We start from the raw sequence: 17,105 nt of genomic DNA, 5'->3' as shown, positions 1-17,105 counted from the left end.
GCCAGCGGCTGGGCCGGACCGCGGAGCGGGGTTTACGGCGTCCCCCGCAACCGGGCCCACCCCGCCATCCCACGGAATGCCCGCTTTTGACGTTGACGTTGACGTTGCTTCGGCGGGTGCAGGGCGCAGCCCTGCCAGCACACCCAACCTCCTCACTTCACTGAATCGAAAACCGGTTTCGGCACGGCACTTGCACTGGCTCCAGCAGACAACCCCATCCCTGTTTCTGGAACCGTTGCAGATGTCCCACTCCGTCACTTCGATCCTTTCGCAGATCCGCTCCTATCAGACCCAGATGGGACAGCCGGCGCTCAACCCGCTGGGCGAAACGCCGCGCAGCAACGCCCTGCCGGGCACGGTGCTGGACGCACCGCAGGCCCAGCCGGCCAGCTTCACCGAAACCCTGCGTGGTGCGATTGCCGGCGTCAACGATGCGCAACAGAAATCCGGCGCCCTCGCCAAAGCCTTCGAAATGGGCGACCCCAGCGCCGACCTCGCCAAGGTGATGGTCGCCTCGCAGCAGTCCCAGATCGCCTTCCGCGCCACCGTGGAAGTCCGCAACCGTCTCGTCCAGGCTTACCAGGACGTGATGAACATGCCGCTGTAAGGAATAGAGACGCATGGCACTGACGCTCTCCAAGGACAGCCTGAACGCCGAAAAGGCCGGGCAATGGTTCGACCGCCTGCAGAGTCTGCAGATCACCCGTCGGCTGGGCCTGATGGCGATGATCGCGGTGGCGGTGGCGGCAGGCCTGTCCGTGTTCTTCTGGTCGCAGAAGCCGGGCATGGTCCCGCTGTACACCGGCCTGGACCAGAAGGCGACCGCTGAAGCGACCGACCTGCTGCGCGCCGCGCAGATTCCGTTCGCGCTCGACCCGGCCACCGGTGGCATCACCGTGCCGGAAAAGAACCTGCACGACGCGCGCCTGAAGCTGGCCGGCTCCGGCCTGACCGACAGCGGCAAGCTCGGCTTCGAGCTGATGGAGCGCGACCCGGGCTTCGGCGTCAGCCAGTTTGTCGAAAGCGCGCGCTACCAGCATGCGCTGGAAACCGAGCTGTCGCGCACCATCAACACGCTGCGCCCGGTGCGCGATTCGCGCGTGCACCTGGCCATTCCCAAGCCCAGCGCCTTCACCCGCCAGCGTGACGTGGCCAGCGCCTCGGTGACCCTGGAACTGCGTGGCGGCCAGCAGCTGGAACGCAGCCAGGTGGACGCCATCGTGCACATGGTCGCGGCCAGCATCCCGGATCTCGCCCCGGAACGGGTGACCGTGGTCGACCAGAGCGGGCGCATGCTCAGCGTCAGCGACCCGAACAGTGAGGCGGCGGTCAACGCTGCCCAGTTCGAACAGGTGCGCCGCCAGGAAACCTCGTTCAACCAGCGCATCCGCGAGCTGCTGGAACCGATGACCGGCCCCGGCCGCGTCAACCCGGAAGTGAGCGTGGACATGGATTTCTCGGTAACCGAGGAAGCCCGTGAGCTCTACAACGGTGAACCGCAGAAGCTGCGCAGCGAGCAGATGAGCGAGAACACCACCAGCACCCCGGGCCCGCAGGGCGTGCCGGGCGCGACCAGCAACAGCCCGCCGGGCCAGCAGGCCGCGCCGGCCACCGCGCAGGCGCCGACCGAAAGCAGCAAGAACGCGACCCGCAACTACGAGCTGGACCGCACCCTGCAGCACACCCGTCAGCCGGCGGGCCGCATCAAGCGCGTCTCGGTGGCGGTCCTGGTGGACAACGTGCCGCGCGCCGGCGCCAACGGCAAGGTCAGCCCGCAGCCGCTGTCGGCCGCCGAATTGACCCGCGTCGAGGCACTGGTCAAGCAGGCCGTCGGTTTCAATGCCGAGCGTGGCGATACCGTGTCGGTGATGAACGCCCCGTTCGTGCGTGATACCACGCCGGTCGAAGGCCCGGCCTGGTGGGAGCTGCCGTGGGTGCACGATGCCGGCCGCATGCTGCTGGGCGCCGTGGTGGTGCTGGCATTGCTGTTCGGCGTGCTGCGCCCGGCATTGCGTGCGATCACCGGCCAGAACAGGAAGAACGACGAACAGGCACTGGAACCGCACACCGCGGACGTGCAGCTGGTCGATGACGATGGCATGCCGCTGCCGGCGCTGGGCGCCGACCGGGCCAGCCTGGGCGGGCCGGATGCACTGGCCCTGCCGGTGGATTCATATGAGGAACGACTGCGGATGGCGCGTGAAGCCGTGAAGACCGACTCCAAGCGCGTGGCCCAGGTGGTCAAGGGCTGGGTGGCCAATGACTGAGGCACAACTGACCGGCGTGCAGCGCGCGGCCGTGCTGCTGCTGTCCCTGGGTGAGCTGGATGCAGCCGAAGTGCTGCGCCACATGGAACCCAAGGAGGTGCAGAAGATCGGCATCGCCATGGCCACCATGACCGACATCACCCGCGAACAGGTGGAACGGGTGATGGACCAGTTCGGCCAGGAACTGGGCTCGAAGACCTCGCTGGGCGTGGGCTCGGACGACTACATCCGCAACATGCTGGTGCAGGCGCTGGGCAGCGAGAAGGCCGGCAACCTGATCGACCGCATCCTGCTCGGCCGCAACACCACCGGGCTGGACGCGCTGAAGTGGATGGACCCGCGCGCGGTGGCCGATCTGGTGCGCAACGAGCACCCGCAGATCATCGCCATCGTGATGGCGCACCTGGAAACCGACCAGGCCGCCGACGCGCTGAAGCTGCTGCCGGACCGCACCCGCGTGGACGTGCTGCTGCGCATCGCCACGCTCGACGGCATTCCGCCGAACGCACTCAATGAACTCAACGAGATCATGGAGCGCCAGTTCGCCGGCAACCAGAACCTGAAGTCGTCCAACATCGGCGGCGTGCAGTGCGCGGCCAACATCCTGAACTTCATGGACAGCGGCCAGGACCAGGCGATCCTGGGCGAAATCGCCCGCATCGATGCGCCGTTGAGCAACCGCATCCAGGACCTGATGTTCGTGTTCGACGACCTGGTGGACCTGGACGACCGCGAGATGCAGCTGGTGCTGCGCGAAGTGAGCGGCGAGCGCCTGGGCCTGGCCCTGCGCGGTGCCGACATCAAGGTGCGCGACAAGATCACCCGCAACATGTCGCAGCGCGCGGCCGAGATCCTGCTGGAAGACATGGAAGCCCGTGGCCCGGTGCGCCTGTCCGACGTGGAAGGCGCGCAGCGCGAGATCCTGGCCATCGTCAAGCGCATGGCCGATGAAGGCACCGTCACCATTGGTGGCAGCGCGGAGGCCATGCTGTGAGCAACGTCGTGCGCTGGCTTGCCCCGGACCTGCTGGCCCAGCCCGACCCGGTGCTGGATCAGGAGGATGCGTTCGAACTCACCGAGCCGGACCCGGAACACGAACCCGAGCCACCGCTGCAGCTGCCGACCCTGGAGGAAATCCAGGCCATCCAGGACAGCGCCGAGAAGGAAGGCTTCCAGCACGGCCATAGCGAAGGTTACGGCCAGGGACAGGCGGAAGTGCGTCGCCTCGCCGCGCAGATCGAAGGCATCCTCGACAACTTCAGCCGACCGCTGGTGCGGCTGGAGAACGAAGTGGTCGGCGCACTGGGCGAACTGGCGGTACGCATCGCTGGCGCGCTGGTCGGCCGCGCCTACGAAGCTGACCCGGCACTGCTGGCACAGCTGGTCGGTGAGGCGATCGACGCGGTGGGCGGCAGCACCCGCGAGGTCGAAGTGCGACTGCACCCGGACGACATCGCTGCCCTTGCCCCGCTGTTGAGCCTGCCGCCACAACAACGCCTGGTGCCAGACACCAGCCTCAGCCGCGGCGATCTTCGCGTGCACGCAGAAGCCGTGCGCATCGACGGCACCCTGGAAGCCCGCCTGCGCGGCGCGCTGGACGCGGTGATCCGCCAGACCGGAGCCAATGCATGACCCCCGATCCGCAGCCGACGCCGCCACCGGCCGACTGGGCCATCGCCCGCAACCTGCGCCTGGCCCGTCGGCTCGATGGCCTGCGCGTGGATACCGCCCATGGCCGTGGCCTGATCCGCGAAGGCGTGCTGCGCCGCGCGGTCGGACTGACCCTGGAAGCGGTCGGCTGCGAAGCGCCGCTGGGTGCCAGCTGCAAGGTGGAAGTGGTCGATGGTGGCTGGGTCGATGCCGAAGTGGTCGGCTTCGCCGGCGAGCGCACTTACCTGATGCCGAGCGCGGAACTGCACGGCCTGCTGCCCAATGCGCGGGTGGTGCCGTCCGCACGCCGTGGCGGCGTTGAAGTGGGCGAAGGCCTGCTCGGCCGCGTCATCGACAGCGACGGCGTGCCGCTGGACGGCAAGGGCCCGATCCGCGCCGAGGGCCATGTCGGCATGGCCGGCGTGTCGATCAATCCGCTGGCACGTGAACCGATCACCCAGCCGCTGGACGTGGGCGTGCGTGCGATCAACGCGCTGCTGCCGATCGGCCGCGGCCAGCGTGTCGGCCTGTTCGCTGGTTCTGGCGTCGGTAAGTCGACGCTGCTGGGCATGATGACCCGCTACACCGCCGCCGACGTGATCGTGGTCGGCCTGATCGGTGAACGTGGCCGCGAAGTCCGCGATTTCGTCGAGACCACGCTGGGCGAAGAAGGACTGCGCCGCGCCGTGGTGGTGGCCAGCCCCGCCGACCGACCGCCACTGGCGCGCCTGCACGGCGCCTACCGTGCCACCGCCATCGCCGAATGGTTCCGCGACCAGGGCCTGAACGTGCTGCTGCTGATGGACTCGCTGACGCGCTTCGCCCAGGCGCAGCGCGAGATCGGTCTGTCGGTCGGCGAGCCGCCGACCACCCGCGGTTACCCACCGTCGGTGTTCGCCAAACTGCCGGCACTGGTCGAACGCGCCGGCAACGGCGCCAAGGGCCGTGGCTCGATCACCGCGTTCTATACGGTGCTGACCGAAGGCGATGATCCGCAGGATCCGATCGCCGATGCAGCGCGCGCGATCCTCGACGGCCACATCCTGCTCTCGCGGCGCGTGGCCGACAGCGGCCTGTACCCGGCCATCGACGTCGAATCGTCGGTCAGCCGTGTGGTCACGGAAATCGCCGACGAGCCGTGGCGCCTGCGCATCCGCAAGTTGAAGCGACTGGTCTCGGCCTACTCGGCCAACCGCGACCTGATCGCCATCGGTGCCTACCAGCGCGGCAACGACGCGGCCACCGACGAAGCCCTGGAACGCTGGCCGGAAATCATGGAGTTCCTCGGCCAGGACGTTGCCAAGGCCGCAGATCTCCCGCACAGCCAGGCGGCGCTGCAGCGCCTGGTGGAACAAGAGAGTTAAGCCATGAACCAGTCCAAGCGCATCGATCCCCTTCTGAAGCGGGCCCAGGAACACGAGGACGCGGTGGCCCGCGATCTGGCCGAACGCCAGCGCGTGCTCGATACCCATCTGTCGCGACTGGACGAACTGCGCCGCTACGCCGAGGAGTATGCGAATGCGCAGATGGCGGCGACCAGCCCGGCGCAGCTGCTGAACCGGCGCGCGTTTCTCGACCGCCTCGACAGTGCGGTCGAACAGCAGCAGGCCACGGTCAATGGCAACCGCGAGAAGGTGGAAGCCGAGCGCGCCCGGCTGATCCTGGCCAGCCGTGACAAGGCCGTGCTGGAACAACTGGCCGCCAGCTACCGCGCACAGGAGAAGGTGGTGACGGACCGCCGCGACCAGCGCGAGATGGATGACATCGGTGCCCGCCGCGCCCGCCTGGTACAGACCGAAGACCAGGACGGCGCCGAGCAGGGAAGCCGCTCGTGATGCCCGCGCCATTGGCCAGCAGCGCCAACGCGCAGCCGCAGAATTCCGGCAGCAGCGCAACGCGCGCGCCACGCGGTGAGGGCAGCAAGGATTTCAGCCAGCTGCTGCAGGGGGGTGCGCCGGGCGCCGATGGATCCTCCAGGCCCTCGAACATGCCCACGTCGCCTGCACAGGGGCCGGCATCCGACAGCAATGGCCAGTCCAGCGCCGAGCGCAGGCCGGACAGCGCTGTCGTACCCGAAGAGACTGCGGCGACGGTGCCCCCGGTGCAAGCCAGGCCCGCTGCCGAAAAGGACGCCTCGGCGACGACCGAGGAAGCCCCATGGCCGCCGCTCGGCCTGGCAGGACTGGTACTGGCGGTACCGACACCTGCCGATCCTGCCGCCGCTCTGCCAGCAGTGGCGACGGCCACCGATGCAGACGGCAACGCACTGCCCTCGCCCGCTGCACTGCCGGTCGCAGCAGCCCTGCCCTCCACAGCAGCGGCGACCGCTACGGCCACCGCCGAAGGCGACGCCCCCAATGGGGCCGACCAGGCGACCACTCTGCCGTTGCCTGAGCTGGTGCTGCCCGGTAAGCGCGGCGAGCGCGGTGAAGGCAGCGACGCAACCCTCATCGGCGACCGCGCCACGGCGCCGCTGCTGCATGCACCGGGCAACGCGGCTGTGCAGGATCTGAAGGCCGCGCTGGCCACGGGCAATGCCATCTTCAATGGCGAACCGACACCGAAGCCGGTGCTCGGCGACGATGGTTTCGACCAGGCAATCGGTGCGCGCCTGGGTTGGCTGGCCGACCAGAAGATCGGCCATGCCCACATCCGGCTGAGTCCGGACGACATGGGTCCGGTCGACGTGCGCCTGCAGTTGAACGGCGACAAGGTGCACGCCAGCTTCAGCAGCCCGCATGTGGACGTGCGCCAGGCACTGGAAAGCAGCCTGCCACGCCTGCGTGAACTGCTGGGCGAACAGGGCTTCCAGCTTGCTCATGCCGATGTCGGCCACCAGGCCCCCGGCGGTGACGGCAATGCGTCGGGCCAGTCCGGTGGCGGCGGCATGGCAGGTGACGGAGAACCGTCGCCAGGCGACGCCAGCCTGTCGTCCGCGCAGTTGATCCGCCAGCGCGGGTTGCTGGACGCATACGCCTGACACCGCGCGAGCGGGTAGCGCCGGGCCATGCCCGGCGGAGCCCCAACCCTCCGCCGGGCATGGCCCCGGCGCTACCGATACAGGCATCCGACGGAATTCCGTCGCATCCCTCCGCCCCGGCTCCGGCACACCCCTTGCATATCCCGGTGAAGCAACCCTCAGGAGCTTCACCCCGTGGCCGCAGCCGCTGACAAAACCAAGAAGACCGCCGAGAAGGACAAGGCCGCCAAGCCGCGTAGTCCGATCCTGATCACCGCACTGGTGGCCGTGCTGGCCGCCGCTGCCGCCGGTGGCGGCGTCTGGTTCTTCACCCAGTCCAAGCACGAAGAGAAGACCGCGCAGGCCCCGAAGAAGGCCAGCACTCCGGCACCGGCGCAGTACTTCGCGCTGGACCCCGCGTTCGTGGTCAACCTCAACGGCCCGGTCGACGGCCCGCGCTACCTGCAGCTGGAAGTGCAGCTGATGACCCGCGACCCGACCGCGCTGGAAGCGATCAAGACCCATGCCCCCGCCATCCGCGCACGCCTGCTGATGCTGTTCTCGCAGGTCAGCCCGGACCAGATCGCCGATGTCGCCGGCAAGCAGAAGCTGCAGGCCGCTTCGCTGGCCGAAGTCCAGAAAGTGCTCAAGGCCGAGACCGGCAGCAACGGCGCCGACGATCTGCTGTTCACCAGCTTCGTGACCCAGTAAGGGCCCACCGATGAATGACCTGCTGTCCCAGGACGAGATTGATGCCCTGCTCCACGGCGTGGACAGTGGTGCGGTCGAGACCGATCCGGAACCGCCATCAGGCGAGGCGCGTTCGTACGACTTCGCCAGCCAGGACCGCATCATCCGTGGTCGCATGCCGACCCTGGAAATGGTCCACGAGCGCTTCGCGCGGCTGTGGCGGATCGGCCTGTTCAATCTGATCCGCCGTTCGGCCGAACTGTCGGTGCGCGGCATCGAGCTGATCAAGTTCAACGACTACATGCACTCGCTGTATGTGCCGACCAACCTGAACCTGATCCGCTTCAAGCCGCTGCGCGGTACCGGCCTGATCGTGTTCGAACCGACCCTGGTGTTCGCCATCGTCGACAACTTCTTCGGCGGCGACGGGCGCTACCCCACCCGCATCGAAGGCCGCGAGTTCACCGCCACCGAAATGCGGGTGATCCACCTGCTGCTGAAGCAGACCTTCGCCGACCTTCGCGAAGCCTGGGCACCGGTGATGGATGTCGACTTCGAGTACATCAACTCGGAAATCAACCCGCACTTCGCCAACATCGTGACGCCGCGCGAGTACGTGGTGGTGTGCCGCCTGCACGTCGAGCTCGACGGCGGTGGCGGCGACATCCACGTGACCCTGCCGTACTCGATGCTGGAGCCGATCCGCGAGCTGCTCGACGCCGGCATCCAGAGCGACCGCAATGACCGCGACGAGAGCTGGGGCCAGACCCTGCGCGAACAGCTCAACATCGCCGAGGTGACCCTGTCCAGCGTACTGGCCAGCAAGCGCATGACCCTGCGCGACCTGACCCAGCTGAAGGTCGGCGACATCCTGCCGATCGAACTCAGCCCGCAGGTGCCGCTGTGCGTGGAGAACATTCCCGTGTTCACCGGCGAGTTCGGCATCGCCAACGGCATGAACGCCGTGAAGATCACCGCTACCCATCCGCCGGGCACCCGCCCGCGCGCACCCGTCATCCAGGAAGACCCGCAATGAACGATATCGACGCCCTCGAACCGACCCCGGCCCAGTTCAGCAGCCTGCAGGCCGATGAGGCGAACGGTCCTGACCTGAACCTGGACGTGATCCTGGACGTGCCGGTGACCCTGTCGCTGGAAGTCGGTCGCGCCCGCCTGCCGATCCGCAACCTGCTACAGCTCAACCAGGGTTCGGTGGTGGAACTGGAACGCGGCGCCGGCGAATCGCTGGATGTGTTCGTCAACGGCACCCTGATCGCCCATGGCGAAGTCGTGGTGATCAATGACCGCTTCGGCGTGCGCCTGACCGATGTGGTCAGCCCGAGCGAGCGGATCCGGAGACTGCGTTGAGCCTGCTGGCCTCCACCCTGCTGGCGGTCGGCAAGACCGCCGCCCCGGTTGGCCCGCAGGTCGGCCAGCATGCGGCCGCCGCACCCAGCCTGTTCGGTGCGGTGCTGGCGCTGCTGGCGGTGCTGGCCCTGGTCGTCGGCCTGGGCTGGCTGCTCAAGCGCATGCCCGGCAGCGGCTTCCGCCCGGCCGAAGGCATGAAGCTGGTGGCCAGCCTCAGTGTCGGCGCCAAGGAACGCGTGGTGGTGGTCGAGGTCAATGGCCAGCAACTGCTGCTGGGCGTCACCGCCGGCGGCATCAACACCCTGCATACCCTGCCCGAACCGCTGCCGCCGCCGGCACCGGTGCGCGTGCCGGACTTCAAGAACCTGCCGAATTTCGCCCAGCTGCTGCAGCAGCGGCTGCGCAAGGACCCCTGACATGCGTGTCACCCGTACCCGTCTTGCCACCCTGATGCCGTGGCTGCTGATGCTTGCCCTGTGCCTGTTGCCGGCACTGGCCTTCGCCGCCCCGGGCGCCCCGACCACGCCGCTGCCGGACATCAACGTCGGCAAAATCGGCGGTGCGCCGGTCAGCCTGCCGCTGCAGACCCTGCTGCTGATGACGGCGATTACCCTGATCCCGTCGATGCTGCTGGTGCTGACCTCGTTCACCCGTATCATCATCGTGCTGGGCCTGCTGCGCCAGGCATTGGGCACCGGCCAGACGCCGTCCAACCAGGTGCTGCTGGGCCTGGCGCTGTTCCTGACCGCAATGATCATGCTGCCGACCTGGGACAAGGCCTGGAGCACCGGCATGGCGCCCTATCTCAATGGCGAGATCGACTTCCAGACCGCCTGGACGCTGACCACCTCGCCGCTGCGCGCCTTCATGCTTGCGCAGATCCGCGAGACCGACCTGATGACCTTCGCCGGCATCGCCGGGCACGGCACTTACGCCAGCCCCGATGCGATCCCGTTCCCGGTGCTGGTCGCCTCGTTCGTCACCAGCGAACTGAAGACCGCCTTCGAAATCGGATTCCTGATCTTCATCCCGTTCGTGATCATCGACCTGGTCGTGGCCAGCGTGCTGATGTCGATGGGCATGATGATGCTGTCGCCGATGCTGGTGTCAGCACCGTTCAAGATCCTGCTGTTCGTGCTGGTGGATGGCTGGGTGCTGACCGTGGGTACGTTGGCGGCGAGCTTCAATCCGGCGTGATCGAAAGGCAGTCGAGCCTGGCTCGACTCTACATAAGCAGATGGAATCCGAATGTCTCCCGAACTTGCCTTGACCGAACTGCGTGGCGGCCTGATCACCGTATTGTGGGTGGCTGGCCCGCTGCTGCTCACCGTGCTGGTGGTGGGCGTGGTGGTGGGCGTGGTGCAGGCCGCGACCCAGCTCAACGAACCGACCATCGCCTTCGTTGCCAAGGCGGCGGCGCTGACCGCGGTGCTGTTCGCGCTGGGCAGCCTGCTGATCGGCCACCTGGTGGAGTTCACCACGCTGCTGTTCCAGCGCATTCCACACCTGATCGGCTAGGACGCGCGCTTCGATGGACGCCGCCACCCAGATGGCAGCCGACGGCCTGCAGGCCTTCGGCATGATCGGCACCGTGCTGTGGACCATGCTGCGCATCGGTGCCGTGGCCATGGCCATGCCGATGGTCGGCACCCGTGCCGTTCCCGCGCGGGTGCGCGTCGTGCTGGCCGGGACCCTGGCCATCGCGCTGGCGCCGCTGCTGCCGCCAGTACCGGACTGGACGGGCTTCGATGCCGCCACGGTCCTGACCATCGCCCGCGAACTGGCCATCGGCGTGTCCATCGGCTTCCTGCTACGGCTGGTGTTCGAGGCCGGGGCGATGGCCGGCGAACTGATTGCCCAGGGCACCGGCCTGGCCTTCGCGCAGATGAGTGACCCACTGCGTGGCGGCACCTCGGGCGTGATCGGCCAGTGGTTCTATCTGCTGTTCGGCCTGCTGTTCTTCACCGCCAACGGGCACCTGGCGCTGATCTCACTGGTGGTGGACAGCTACCGGGCGCTGCCGATCGGCGCGCCGCTGCCCGACCCGCACGCCTTCTTCAGCATCGCCCCGACCTTCCTGCTGACCGTACTGCGCGGCGCATTGACCCTGGCGATCCCGCTGACCGTGGCGATGCTGGCAGTGAATCTGGCGTTCGGCGTGCTGGCCCGGGCCGCCCCGGCGCTGAACCCGATCCAGCTGGGCCTGCCGGTCTCGCTGCTGCTGGGCCTGTTTCTGCTGGCGTTGCTGGCCGGGGAAATGGGCCCGCCGGTACAGCGCCTGTTCGATGCCGCCTTCCAGGCGGCCGACGCGGTCACACACTGACCTGATCATCACCTTTTACTGCTTGCCATGCCTTTGTTTCTGTAGAGCCGAGCCCATGCTCGGCTGTCTTCGGCGGGAGCGGCAGCCGAGCATGGGCTCGGCTCTACACGGGCGCAATTTCACGTTTTACTGCTTGCCCTTCCCCCGGGTCCGCGCGTTAGAGTGAATGCGCGGCAACCGGGGGGATGCCGCACGTGGCCGCCGCCCGGCGTCGGCCTGCCTCATGCATGCCCCACCGTGGTTTCCGTCGACAGGCAGGTCCGGGAGACTGACGAATGCTGGTAGGCACGTACAACCCGTGGCTGGTGGCGATCTCGCTGCTGGTTGCCGTGATGGCTTCGTACACTGCGTTGGCAATGGCCGGGCGCACGGTCACCGCACCCGGCAAGGGCGCGGCGTGGTGGTGGCGGCTGGGCGGCGGCTTCGCCATGGGCCTGGGCATCTGGTCGATGCATTTCATCGGCATGCTCGCCTTCGACCTGCCCATTCCGCTCGGCTACGACCTGCCCATCACCCTGCTCTCCCTGGCCCTGGCCATCGCCTCGTCAGTGTTCGCACTGTGGCTGGTCTCGCTGCGCACCCTGCCGCATCCGCGCCTGGCTGGCGGCGCACTGTTGATGGGTACCGGCATCGCCGGCATGCATTACGTTGGTATGGCCGCAATGCGCATGCAGCCGGGCATCGACTATGACCCGGGCTGGCTGCTGTTTTCACTGATGGTGGCAGTCGCTGCTTCGTGGACGGCCCTGTATGTTGCGTTCCGCCTGCGCGCGCAGCGCACCCGTGTCGGCGACCGGCTGGCAGCGGCGGGCCTGCTCGGGCTGGCCATCGTCGGCATGCATTACACCGGCATGGCCGCCGCACGCTTTCCGGAAGGCAGCATCTGCGGCGCAGCCGTCGGCGATGGACTACAGAGCGAATGGCTGGCCATGCTGGTGGTGATGCTCACCGTGGCGATCCTGGCCGTGGTGCTGGTGGTGTCCTGGCTGGACCAGCGGGTGGAGGCGCAGCTGCTGCGCCTGCGCAATTCCCTGTTGAGCACCTCGCTCACCGACGCGCAGCAGGAACTGACCCAGGCCGCGCTACACGACCCGCTCACCCGCTTGCCCAACCGCCTGCTGCTGCAGCGTCGAATCGTGCAGGCACTGGCCGAGGCCGAACAGGGCGGCAGCCGTTTCGCGGTGATGTTCATGGACCTGGATGGCTTCAAGCAGGTCAACGATGCCTATGGCCATCAGGCCGGTGATGCACTGCTGGTGGCGGTGGCCGAACGCACCCGCCAGCTGCTTCGGCCCAACGACATGCTGGCCCGTCTGGGCGGGGACGAATTCGTTCTGGTGGTGCGCATCGAGCACGACGAGGACCTTCCGACCCTGGCCCGCCGCATCCTGCAGGCGGTAGGCAGTGGGCCGTTGCTGCCGGACAACGAACTGCAGGTAACCGCCAGCATCGGCGTGGCGATCTGCCCGGACCACGCCGCCAGCGAGCGGCAGCTGATGGCCTTCGCCGATGCAGCGATGTACCAGGCCAAGGAATCCGGACGCAACGCCTTCGTGCTGTTCGCCGACTGGATGAATGACAGCGCCGAACAACAGTTCCGGCTGCTGGCCGACCTGCGCCGGGCCATTGGCAGCGAGCAGCTGTTCCTGCACTACCAACCGAAGATCCAGGTAGCCACGCAGAAGGTGGCCGGTGCCGAAGCGTTGATCCGCTGGCGCCATCCGGAGCATGGCCTGATCCCGCCGGACCGCTTCATCCGGCTGGCCGAGCGCAGCGGCGCGATCAACGACATCGGGCGCTGGGCGCTGGACCAGGCCTGCCTGCAGCTGCGCCGCTGGCATGACGCCGGTCACGAAGGCTGGTCGATGTCGGTGAACCTGTCGCCGGTACAGTTCAGTTCCCCGCACCTGCTGCAGGACGTACGCGAGGTGATCGAGCGCTACGCGATCGCCCCGCGCAACCTGGTGCTGGAGATCACCGAGAGCACGGTGATGCGCGATACCGATACCAGCCTGCGCCTGCTGCAGAGCTTCTCCGCCCTGGGCGTGGGCATTTCCATCGATGATTTCGGCACGGGCTACTCCAGCCTGCTGTACCTGAAGCGCCTGCCGGCCACCGAGATCAAGATCGACCATGCGTTCGTGCGCGACCTGGAACACAGCGCCGAAGACGTGGTGATCGTCTCGGCCATCGTGGCGCTGGGCCATGCACTGGACATGGATATCGTGGCCGAGGGCGTGGAGACCGCCGCGCAGCGCGCCTACCTGGAGCGCCTGGGCTGCGATTACCTGCAGGGCTACCTGCTGGGCCGGCCGGTGGACGCCGCCCGCTTCATGCAGCTGCACGACCTGCCGCGGCCACGGGTGGAACTGGCGCAGAGCCCACCGCCCAGCGACAACGCTCCCCTGTAGAGCCGAGCCTGCGCTCGGCTGCTCTTCGCGCCCGATCCAAACATAGCCGAGCATGGGCTCGGCTCTACAAATAGATCCACGCCGTGCGTGGATAGGCAACACCCCATCACGGAACAGTTCTTGCACGCACCCCGGCAACCCCTGCCGCAGTGCCCGTGATGTCCGAGAACGAATCCGCCGGCGAAAAGACCGAACAACCGACCGAAAAACGCCTGCGCGACGCCCGTGAACAGGGCAACCTGCCGCGCTCGCGCGAACTCGGCACCGCCGCCGTGTTCGGTGCCGGCGTGCTGGCGGTGATGGCCATGAGCGGCTCGATCGGCCGCGGCGCCGCGGCCTGGATGAAGCAGGCGCTCAGCCCGGAACAGAGCCTTCGGCAGAACCCGAAGGAACTGTTCGGCCACTTCGGCGACCTGCTGCTGCAGTTCATGCTGGTGATCGCACCGCTGGTGCTGGTCTGCCTGCTGGCCAGTTTCGTCGCACCGCTGGTGATGGGTGGCCTGCGCTGGTCGCAGAAGGCGTTGCTGCCCGACATCAACCGCATGAACCCGATGAGCGGGCTCAAGCGCCTGTACGGCCCGGAGGCCATCGCCGAGTTCACCAAATCACTGCTGCGCGTGGCCTTCGTCGGCGTCGCCGCTGGCCTGGTGGTCTGGAACGGCTTCGACACCCTGCGCGGGCTGATCCACCACCCGCTGGAGACCGCCATCACCGACGGCCTCGGCTTCACCCTGCGCCTGCTGCTGGCCACCGCCGGTGCGATGCTGGTGCTGGCCGCCATCGACGCGCCGTACCAGCGCTGGAACTGGATGCGCAAGCTGAAGATGACCCGGGAAGAGCTGCGCCGGGAAATGAAGGAAAGCGAGGGCAGCCCCGAGGTCAAGGGCCGCATCCGCCAGCTGCAGCAGCAGATGGCCAACCGCCGGATGATGGAAGCGGTACCCACCGCCGACGTGGTGGTGGTCAACCCCACCCACTACGCGGTGGCCCTGAAGTACGAGGGCGGCGCCATGAACGCCCCCACCGTGGTCGCCCTGGGCGTGGACGAGACCGCCCTGCGCATCCGTGAAGTGGCCGACGGCAACAAGGTCGCGATCGTCTCTGCCCCACCTTTGGCACGCGCCTTGTATCGGGAGGGCCAACTCGGAAAGGAAATCCCCGTGAGACTGTATTCGGCCGTCGCCCAGGTCCTGTCCTACGTCTACCAGCTGCGCGCGTGGCGCACTGGCCCGATGCCGGACGCCCCGCACATCCAGGTGGATGAATTCGGCAAGGGAGGCCGCCCGTGAGCGCCCAGCCCTCCACCGGCTTCAACACCCGCCGCGCCCTGGAAATGATCCGCCAGGGTCTTGGCGCGCCGCTGATCGTGCTGGCCCTGCTGGCCATGGTCGTGGTGCCGCTGGCCGCGCCGGTGCTCGATGCGCTGTTCACCTTCAACATTGCCATCTCGCTGATGGTGCTGCTGGCGGTGGTCTACGTGAAGCGCCCGCTGGACTTCACCATCTTCCCGATCGTGCTGCTGATCACCACCATGCTGCGGCTGGCGCTGAACGTGGCCTCCACCCGCGTGATCCTGCTCAACGGCCAGAACGGCCACGATGCCGCGGGCAAGGTCATCGCCGCCTTCGGCGAATTCGTGATCGGCGGCAACTACGCGGTGGGCATCGTGGTGTTCGCGATCCTCACCATCATCAACTTCGTGGTGATCACCAAGGGCGCCGGCCGGGTCTCGGAAGTGACCGCGCGCTTCATCCTCGACGCGATGCCCGGCAAGCAGATGGCGATCGACGCCGACCTCAACGCCGGTTTGCTGACGCGTGAAGAAGCCAAGCTGCGCCGCGAAGAAGTCCGCGAGGAAGCCGACTTCTACGGTGCGATGGACGGTGCCAGCAAGTTCATCCGCGGCGACGCCATCGCCGGCATCCTGATCCTGTTCATCAACATGCTCGGCGGCCTGGCCGTGGGCGTGCTGCAGCACGGCATGCCGTTCGGCGACGCCGCGGCCACCTACACCCTGCTCTCCATCGGTGACGGCCTGGTGGCGCAGCTGCCGGCGCTGCTGGTCTCCAGCGCGGTGGCGATGCTGGTCACCCGCGCCTCGCGCTCGCAGGACATGGCCCAGGCCATGACCGGCCAGGTGTTCGGCCAGTACCGTGCGCTGGCGATCACCGCCGGCATCATCGGCGTGGTCGGCCTGGTGCCGGGCATGCCCAACGTCGCTTTCCTGACGCTGTCCGCGATCCTCGGCTTCATCGCCTGGAAGGTCTACCGCAAGGGCAAGGCCGCGGCCACCGACCCGGCAGCCGCAGGCAATGACGCCGCCGCGCTCAACGCACTGGGTCGCCCGGCCGCACCGGCGCCCACCGCCGAACTGAGCTGGGACGAGCTGCGCCCGGTCGATCCACTGGGCCTGGAGGTCGGCTATCGGTTGATCCCGCTGGTGGACGCCAACCAGGGCGGCGAACTGATGGCGCGCATCAAGGGCGTGCGCCGCAAGCTGACCCAGGACGTCGGCTTCCTGATCCCGTCGGTGCACATCCGCGACAACCTGGAACTGCCGGCCAACGGCTATCGCGTGCTGGTGCACGGCGTGCCGGTGGCCACCGCCGAGATCCACCCCGACCGGGAACTGGCCCTGGACCCGGGCAGCGCGCTCGGCGCACTGGAGGGCATTGCCGGCAAGGATCCCGCGTTCGGCCTGGATGCCACCTGGATCCAGCCGCACCAGCGCGCCCAGGCCGAAACGCTGGGCTACACGGTGGTCGACCCGGCCACCGTGGTCGCCACCCATCTGTCGCACCTGATCCGCGAACACGCACCCGAGCTGCTCGGCCATGAGGAAGTGCAGCACCTGCTGGCCAACCTGGCCAAGAGCGCGCCCAAGCTCGTCGAAGATCTGACGCCGAAGGCGCTGCCGCTGTCGGCGGTGGTGCGCGTGCTGCAGAACCTGCTGGTCGAGCGCATTCCGATCCGCCAGCTGCGCAAGATCGCCGAGGCACTGGTCGAACATGCGCCCAGCAGCCAGGACCCGGCCGTGCTGACCGCCGCGGTGCGCACCGCACTGGGCCGCTTCATCGTGCAGGAGATCGCCGGAATGTCGGCGGAGCTGCCGGTGTTCACCCTCAACCCGCAATTGGAACGTGTCTTGCAGGAGTCCACGCAGGGCAACGGCGCCGCGCTGGAACCCGGACTCGCAGAGCGACTGCACCAGAGCCTGGCCGAATGTGTCAGCAAGCAGGAAGCGCGAAACGAGCCGGCGGTCGTGCTGGTACCGGGCCCGGTGCGCGCCGCGCTGGCGCGCCTGGTCCGCCACAGCGTCCCGTCGCTGTCGGTCCTGGCCTACAGCGAGGTGCCGGAGGACAAGCGACTGAAGCTGGTCGGAACGATCAGCTGACGCCGCCCACCGATGCGCCAGAAAACAGACACCACTTTCAAAC

Annotated in this window: 17 protein-coding genes; all 17 read left to right on the top strand. The window is 67.8% G+C overall.

Annotation, left to right across the window (positions count from 1 at the left end; translation table 11 throughout):
* The first annotated feature begins 241 nt into the window (after positions 1 to 241).
* The 17 genes from fliE to flhA all read left to right on the top strand — a co-directional run bounded on the left by fliE (position 242) and on the right by flhA (position 17,062).
* Entirely contained in the window at positions 242 to 607 is a 366-nt protein-coding gene (gene fliE, locus G5A07_RS09220) for a flagellar hook-basal body complex protein FliE (RefSeq protein WP_005409552.1), read from the top strand.
* Between the two features lie 13 nt (positions 608 to 620).
* Complete coding sequence (fliF, locus tag G5A07_RS09215; RefSeq protein WP_010485928.1) at positions 621 to 2,267, top strand: flagellar basal-body MS-ring/collar protein FliF; 1,647 nt, start codon at positions 621 to 623, stop codon at positions 2,265 to 2,267.
* Positions 2,268 to 2,274: 7 nt separating this feature from the next.
* Positions 2,275 to 3,261 (top strand): flagellar motor switch protein FliG, encoded by a 987-nt coding sequence (fliG, locus tag G5A07_RS09210; RefSeq protein WP_024958226.1) that lies wholly within the window; start codon positions 2,275 to 2,277, stop codon positions 3,259 to 3,261.
* Positions 3,258 to 3,899 (top strand): FliH/SctL family protein, encoded by a 642-nt coding sequence (locus tag G5A07_RS09205; RefSeq protein WP_010485931.1) that lies wholly within the window; start codon positions 3,258 to 3,260, stop codon positions 3,897 to 3,899. Before fliG ends, G5A07_RS09205 begins: the two co-directional genes overlap by 4 nt.
* Positions 3,896 to 5,281 (top strand): FliI/YscN family ATPase, encoded by a 1,386-nt coding sequence (locus tag G5A07_RS09200; protein ID WP_010485933.1) that lies wholly within the window; start codon positions 3,896 to 3,898, stop codon positions 5,279 to 5,281. The genes G5A07_RS09205 and G5A07_RS09200 overlap by 4 nt, the downstream gene beginning before the upstream one ends.
* Positions 5,282 to 5,284: 3 nt before the next feature.
* Entirely contained in the window at positions 5,285 to 5,752 is a 468-nt protein-coding gene (fliJ, locus tag G5A07_RS09195; protein WP_191863191.1) for a flagellar export protein FliJ, read from the top strand.
* Positions 5,752 to 6,897, top strand: a complete 1,146-nt coding sequence (locus G5A07_RS09190; RefSeq protein WP_100445583.1) for a flagellar hook-length control protein FliK — start codon at positions 5,752 to 5,754, stop codon at positions 6,895 to 6,897. The genes fliJ and G5A07_RS09190 overlap by 1 nt, the downstream gene beginning before the upstream one ends.
* A gap of 174 nt (positions 6,898 to 7,071) precedes the next feature.
* On the top strand, positions 7,072 to 7,587 hold the full coding sequence (locus tag G5A07_RS09185; RefSeq protein ID WP_043395554.1) for a flagellar basal body-associated FliL family protein: 516 nt from the start codon (positions 7,072 to 7,074) through the stop codon (positions 7,585 to 7,587).
* Positions 7,588 to 7,597: 10 nt separating this feature from the next.
* Positions 7,598 to 8,602 carry a flagellar motor switch protein FliM gene (fliM, locus tag G5A07_RS09180; protein ID WP_010482429.1) on the top strand — a complete coding sequence of 335 codons (1,005 nt, stop codon included), beginning with the start codon at positions 7,598 to 7,600 and terminating at the stop codon, positions 8,600 to 8,602.
* A complete protein-coding gene (gene fliN / locus G5A07_RS09175) occupies positions 8,599 to 8,934 on the top strand; it encodes a flagellar motor switch protein FliN (RefSeq protein WP_005409543.1) in 336 nt (111 codons plus the stop codon). The genes fliM and fliN overlap by 4 nt, the downstream gene beginning before the upstream one ends.
* Positions 8,931 to 9,350, top strand: coding sequence for a flagellar biosynthetic protein FliO (gene fliO / locus G5A07_RS09170; RefSeq protein ID WP_010482437.1), 420 nt, complete (start codon positions 8,931 to 8,933; stop codon positions 9,348 to 9,350). The genes fliN and fliO overlap by 4 nt, the downstream gene beginning before the upstream one ends.
* Position 9,351: 1 nt before the next feature.
* Positions 9,352 to 10,131: a flagellar type III secretion system pore protein FliP gene (fliP, locus tag G5A07_RS09165; RefSeq protein ID WP_043395553.1), complete on the top strand. Its 780-nt coding sequence runs from the start codon at positions 9,352 to 9,354 to the stop codon at positions 10,129 to 10,131.
* 51 nt (positions 10,132 to 10,182) lie between these two features.
* Positions 10,183 to 10,452: a flagellar biosynthetic protein FliQ gene (locus G5A07_RS09160; RefSeq protein WP_005413254.1), complete on the top strand. Its 270-nt coding sequence runs from the start codon at positions 10,183 to 10,185 to the stop codon at positions 10,450 to 10,452.
* Positions 10,453 to 10,465: 13 nt separating this feature from the next.
* Entirely contained in the window at positions 10,466 to 11,257 is a 792-nt protein-coding gene (fliR, locus tag G5A07_RS09155) for a flagellar biosynthetic protein FliR (RefSeq protein WP_043395550.1), read from the top strand.
* A gap of 275 nt (positions 11,258 to 11,532) precedes the next feature.
* Positions 11,533 to 13,668, top strand: coding sequence for a bifunctional diguanylate cyclase/phosphodiesterase (locus tag G5A07_RS09150; RefSeq protein WP_191863190.1), 2,136 nt, complete (start codon positions 11,533 to 11,535; stop codon positions 13,666 to 13,668).
* A 158-nt stretch (positions 13,669 to 13,826) separates the two neighbouring features.
* The gene (gene flhB, locus G5A07_RS09145; protein ID WP_191863189.1) at positions 13,827 to 14,957 is read left to right on the top strand and encodes a flagellar biosynthesis protein FlhB; all 1,131 of its coding nucleotides are present in this window, start codon (positions 13,827 to 13,829) and stop codon (positions 14,955 to 14,957) included.
* A 44-nt stretch (positions 14,958 to 15,001) separates the two neighbouring features.
* Positions 15,002 to 17,062 carry a flagellar biosynthesis protein FlhA gene (gene flhA, locus G5A07_RS09140; RefSeq protein ID WP_171955051.1) on the top strand — a complete coding sequence of 687 codons (2,061 nt, stop codon included), beginning with the start codon at positions 15,002 to 15,004 and terminating at the stop codon, positions 17,060 to 17,062.
* The last annotated feature ends 43 nt before the right edge of the window (positions 17,063 to 17,105 follow it).

The sequence above is a fragment of the Stenotrophomonas sp. AS012628 genome (assembly GCF_010608305.1).
GTDB lineage: Bacteria > Pseudomonadota > Gammaproteobacteria > Xanthomonadales > Xanthomonadaceae > Stenotrophomonas > Stenotrophomonas geniculata.
The sequence above is the reverse complement of the archived record's forward strand: the minus strand, read 5'-3'. Positions and strand labels throughout refer to the sequence as shown.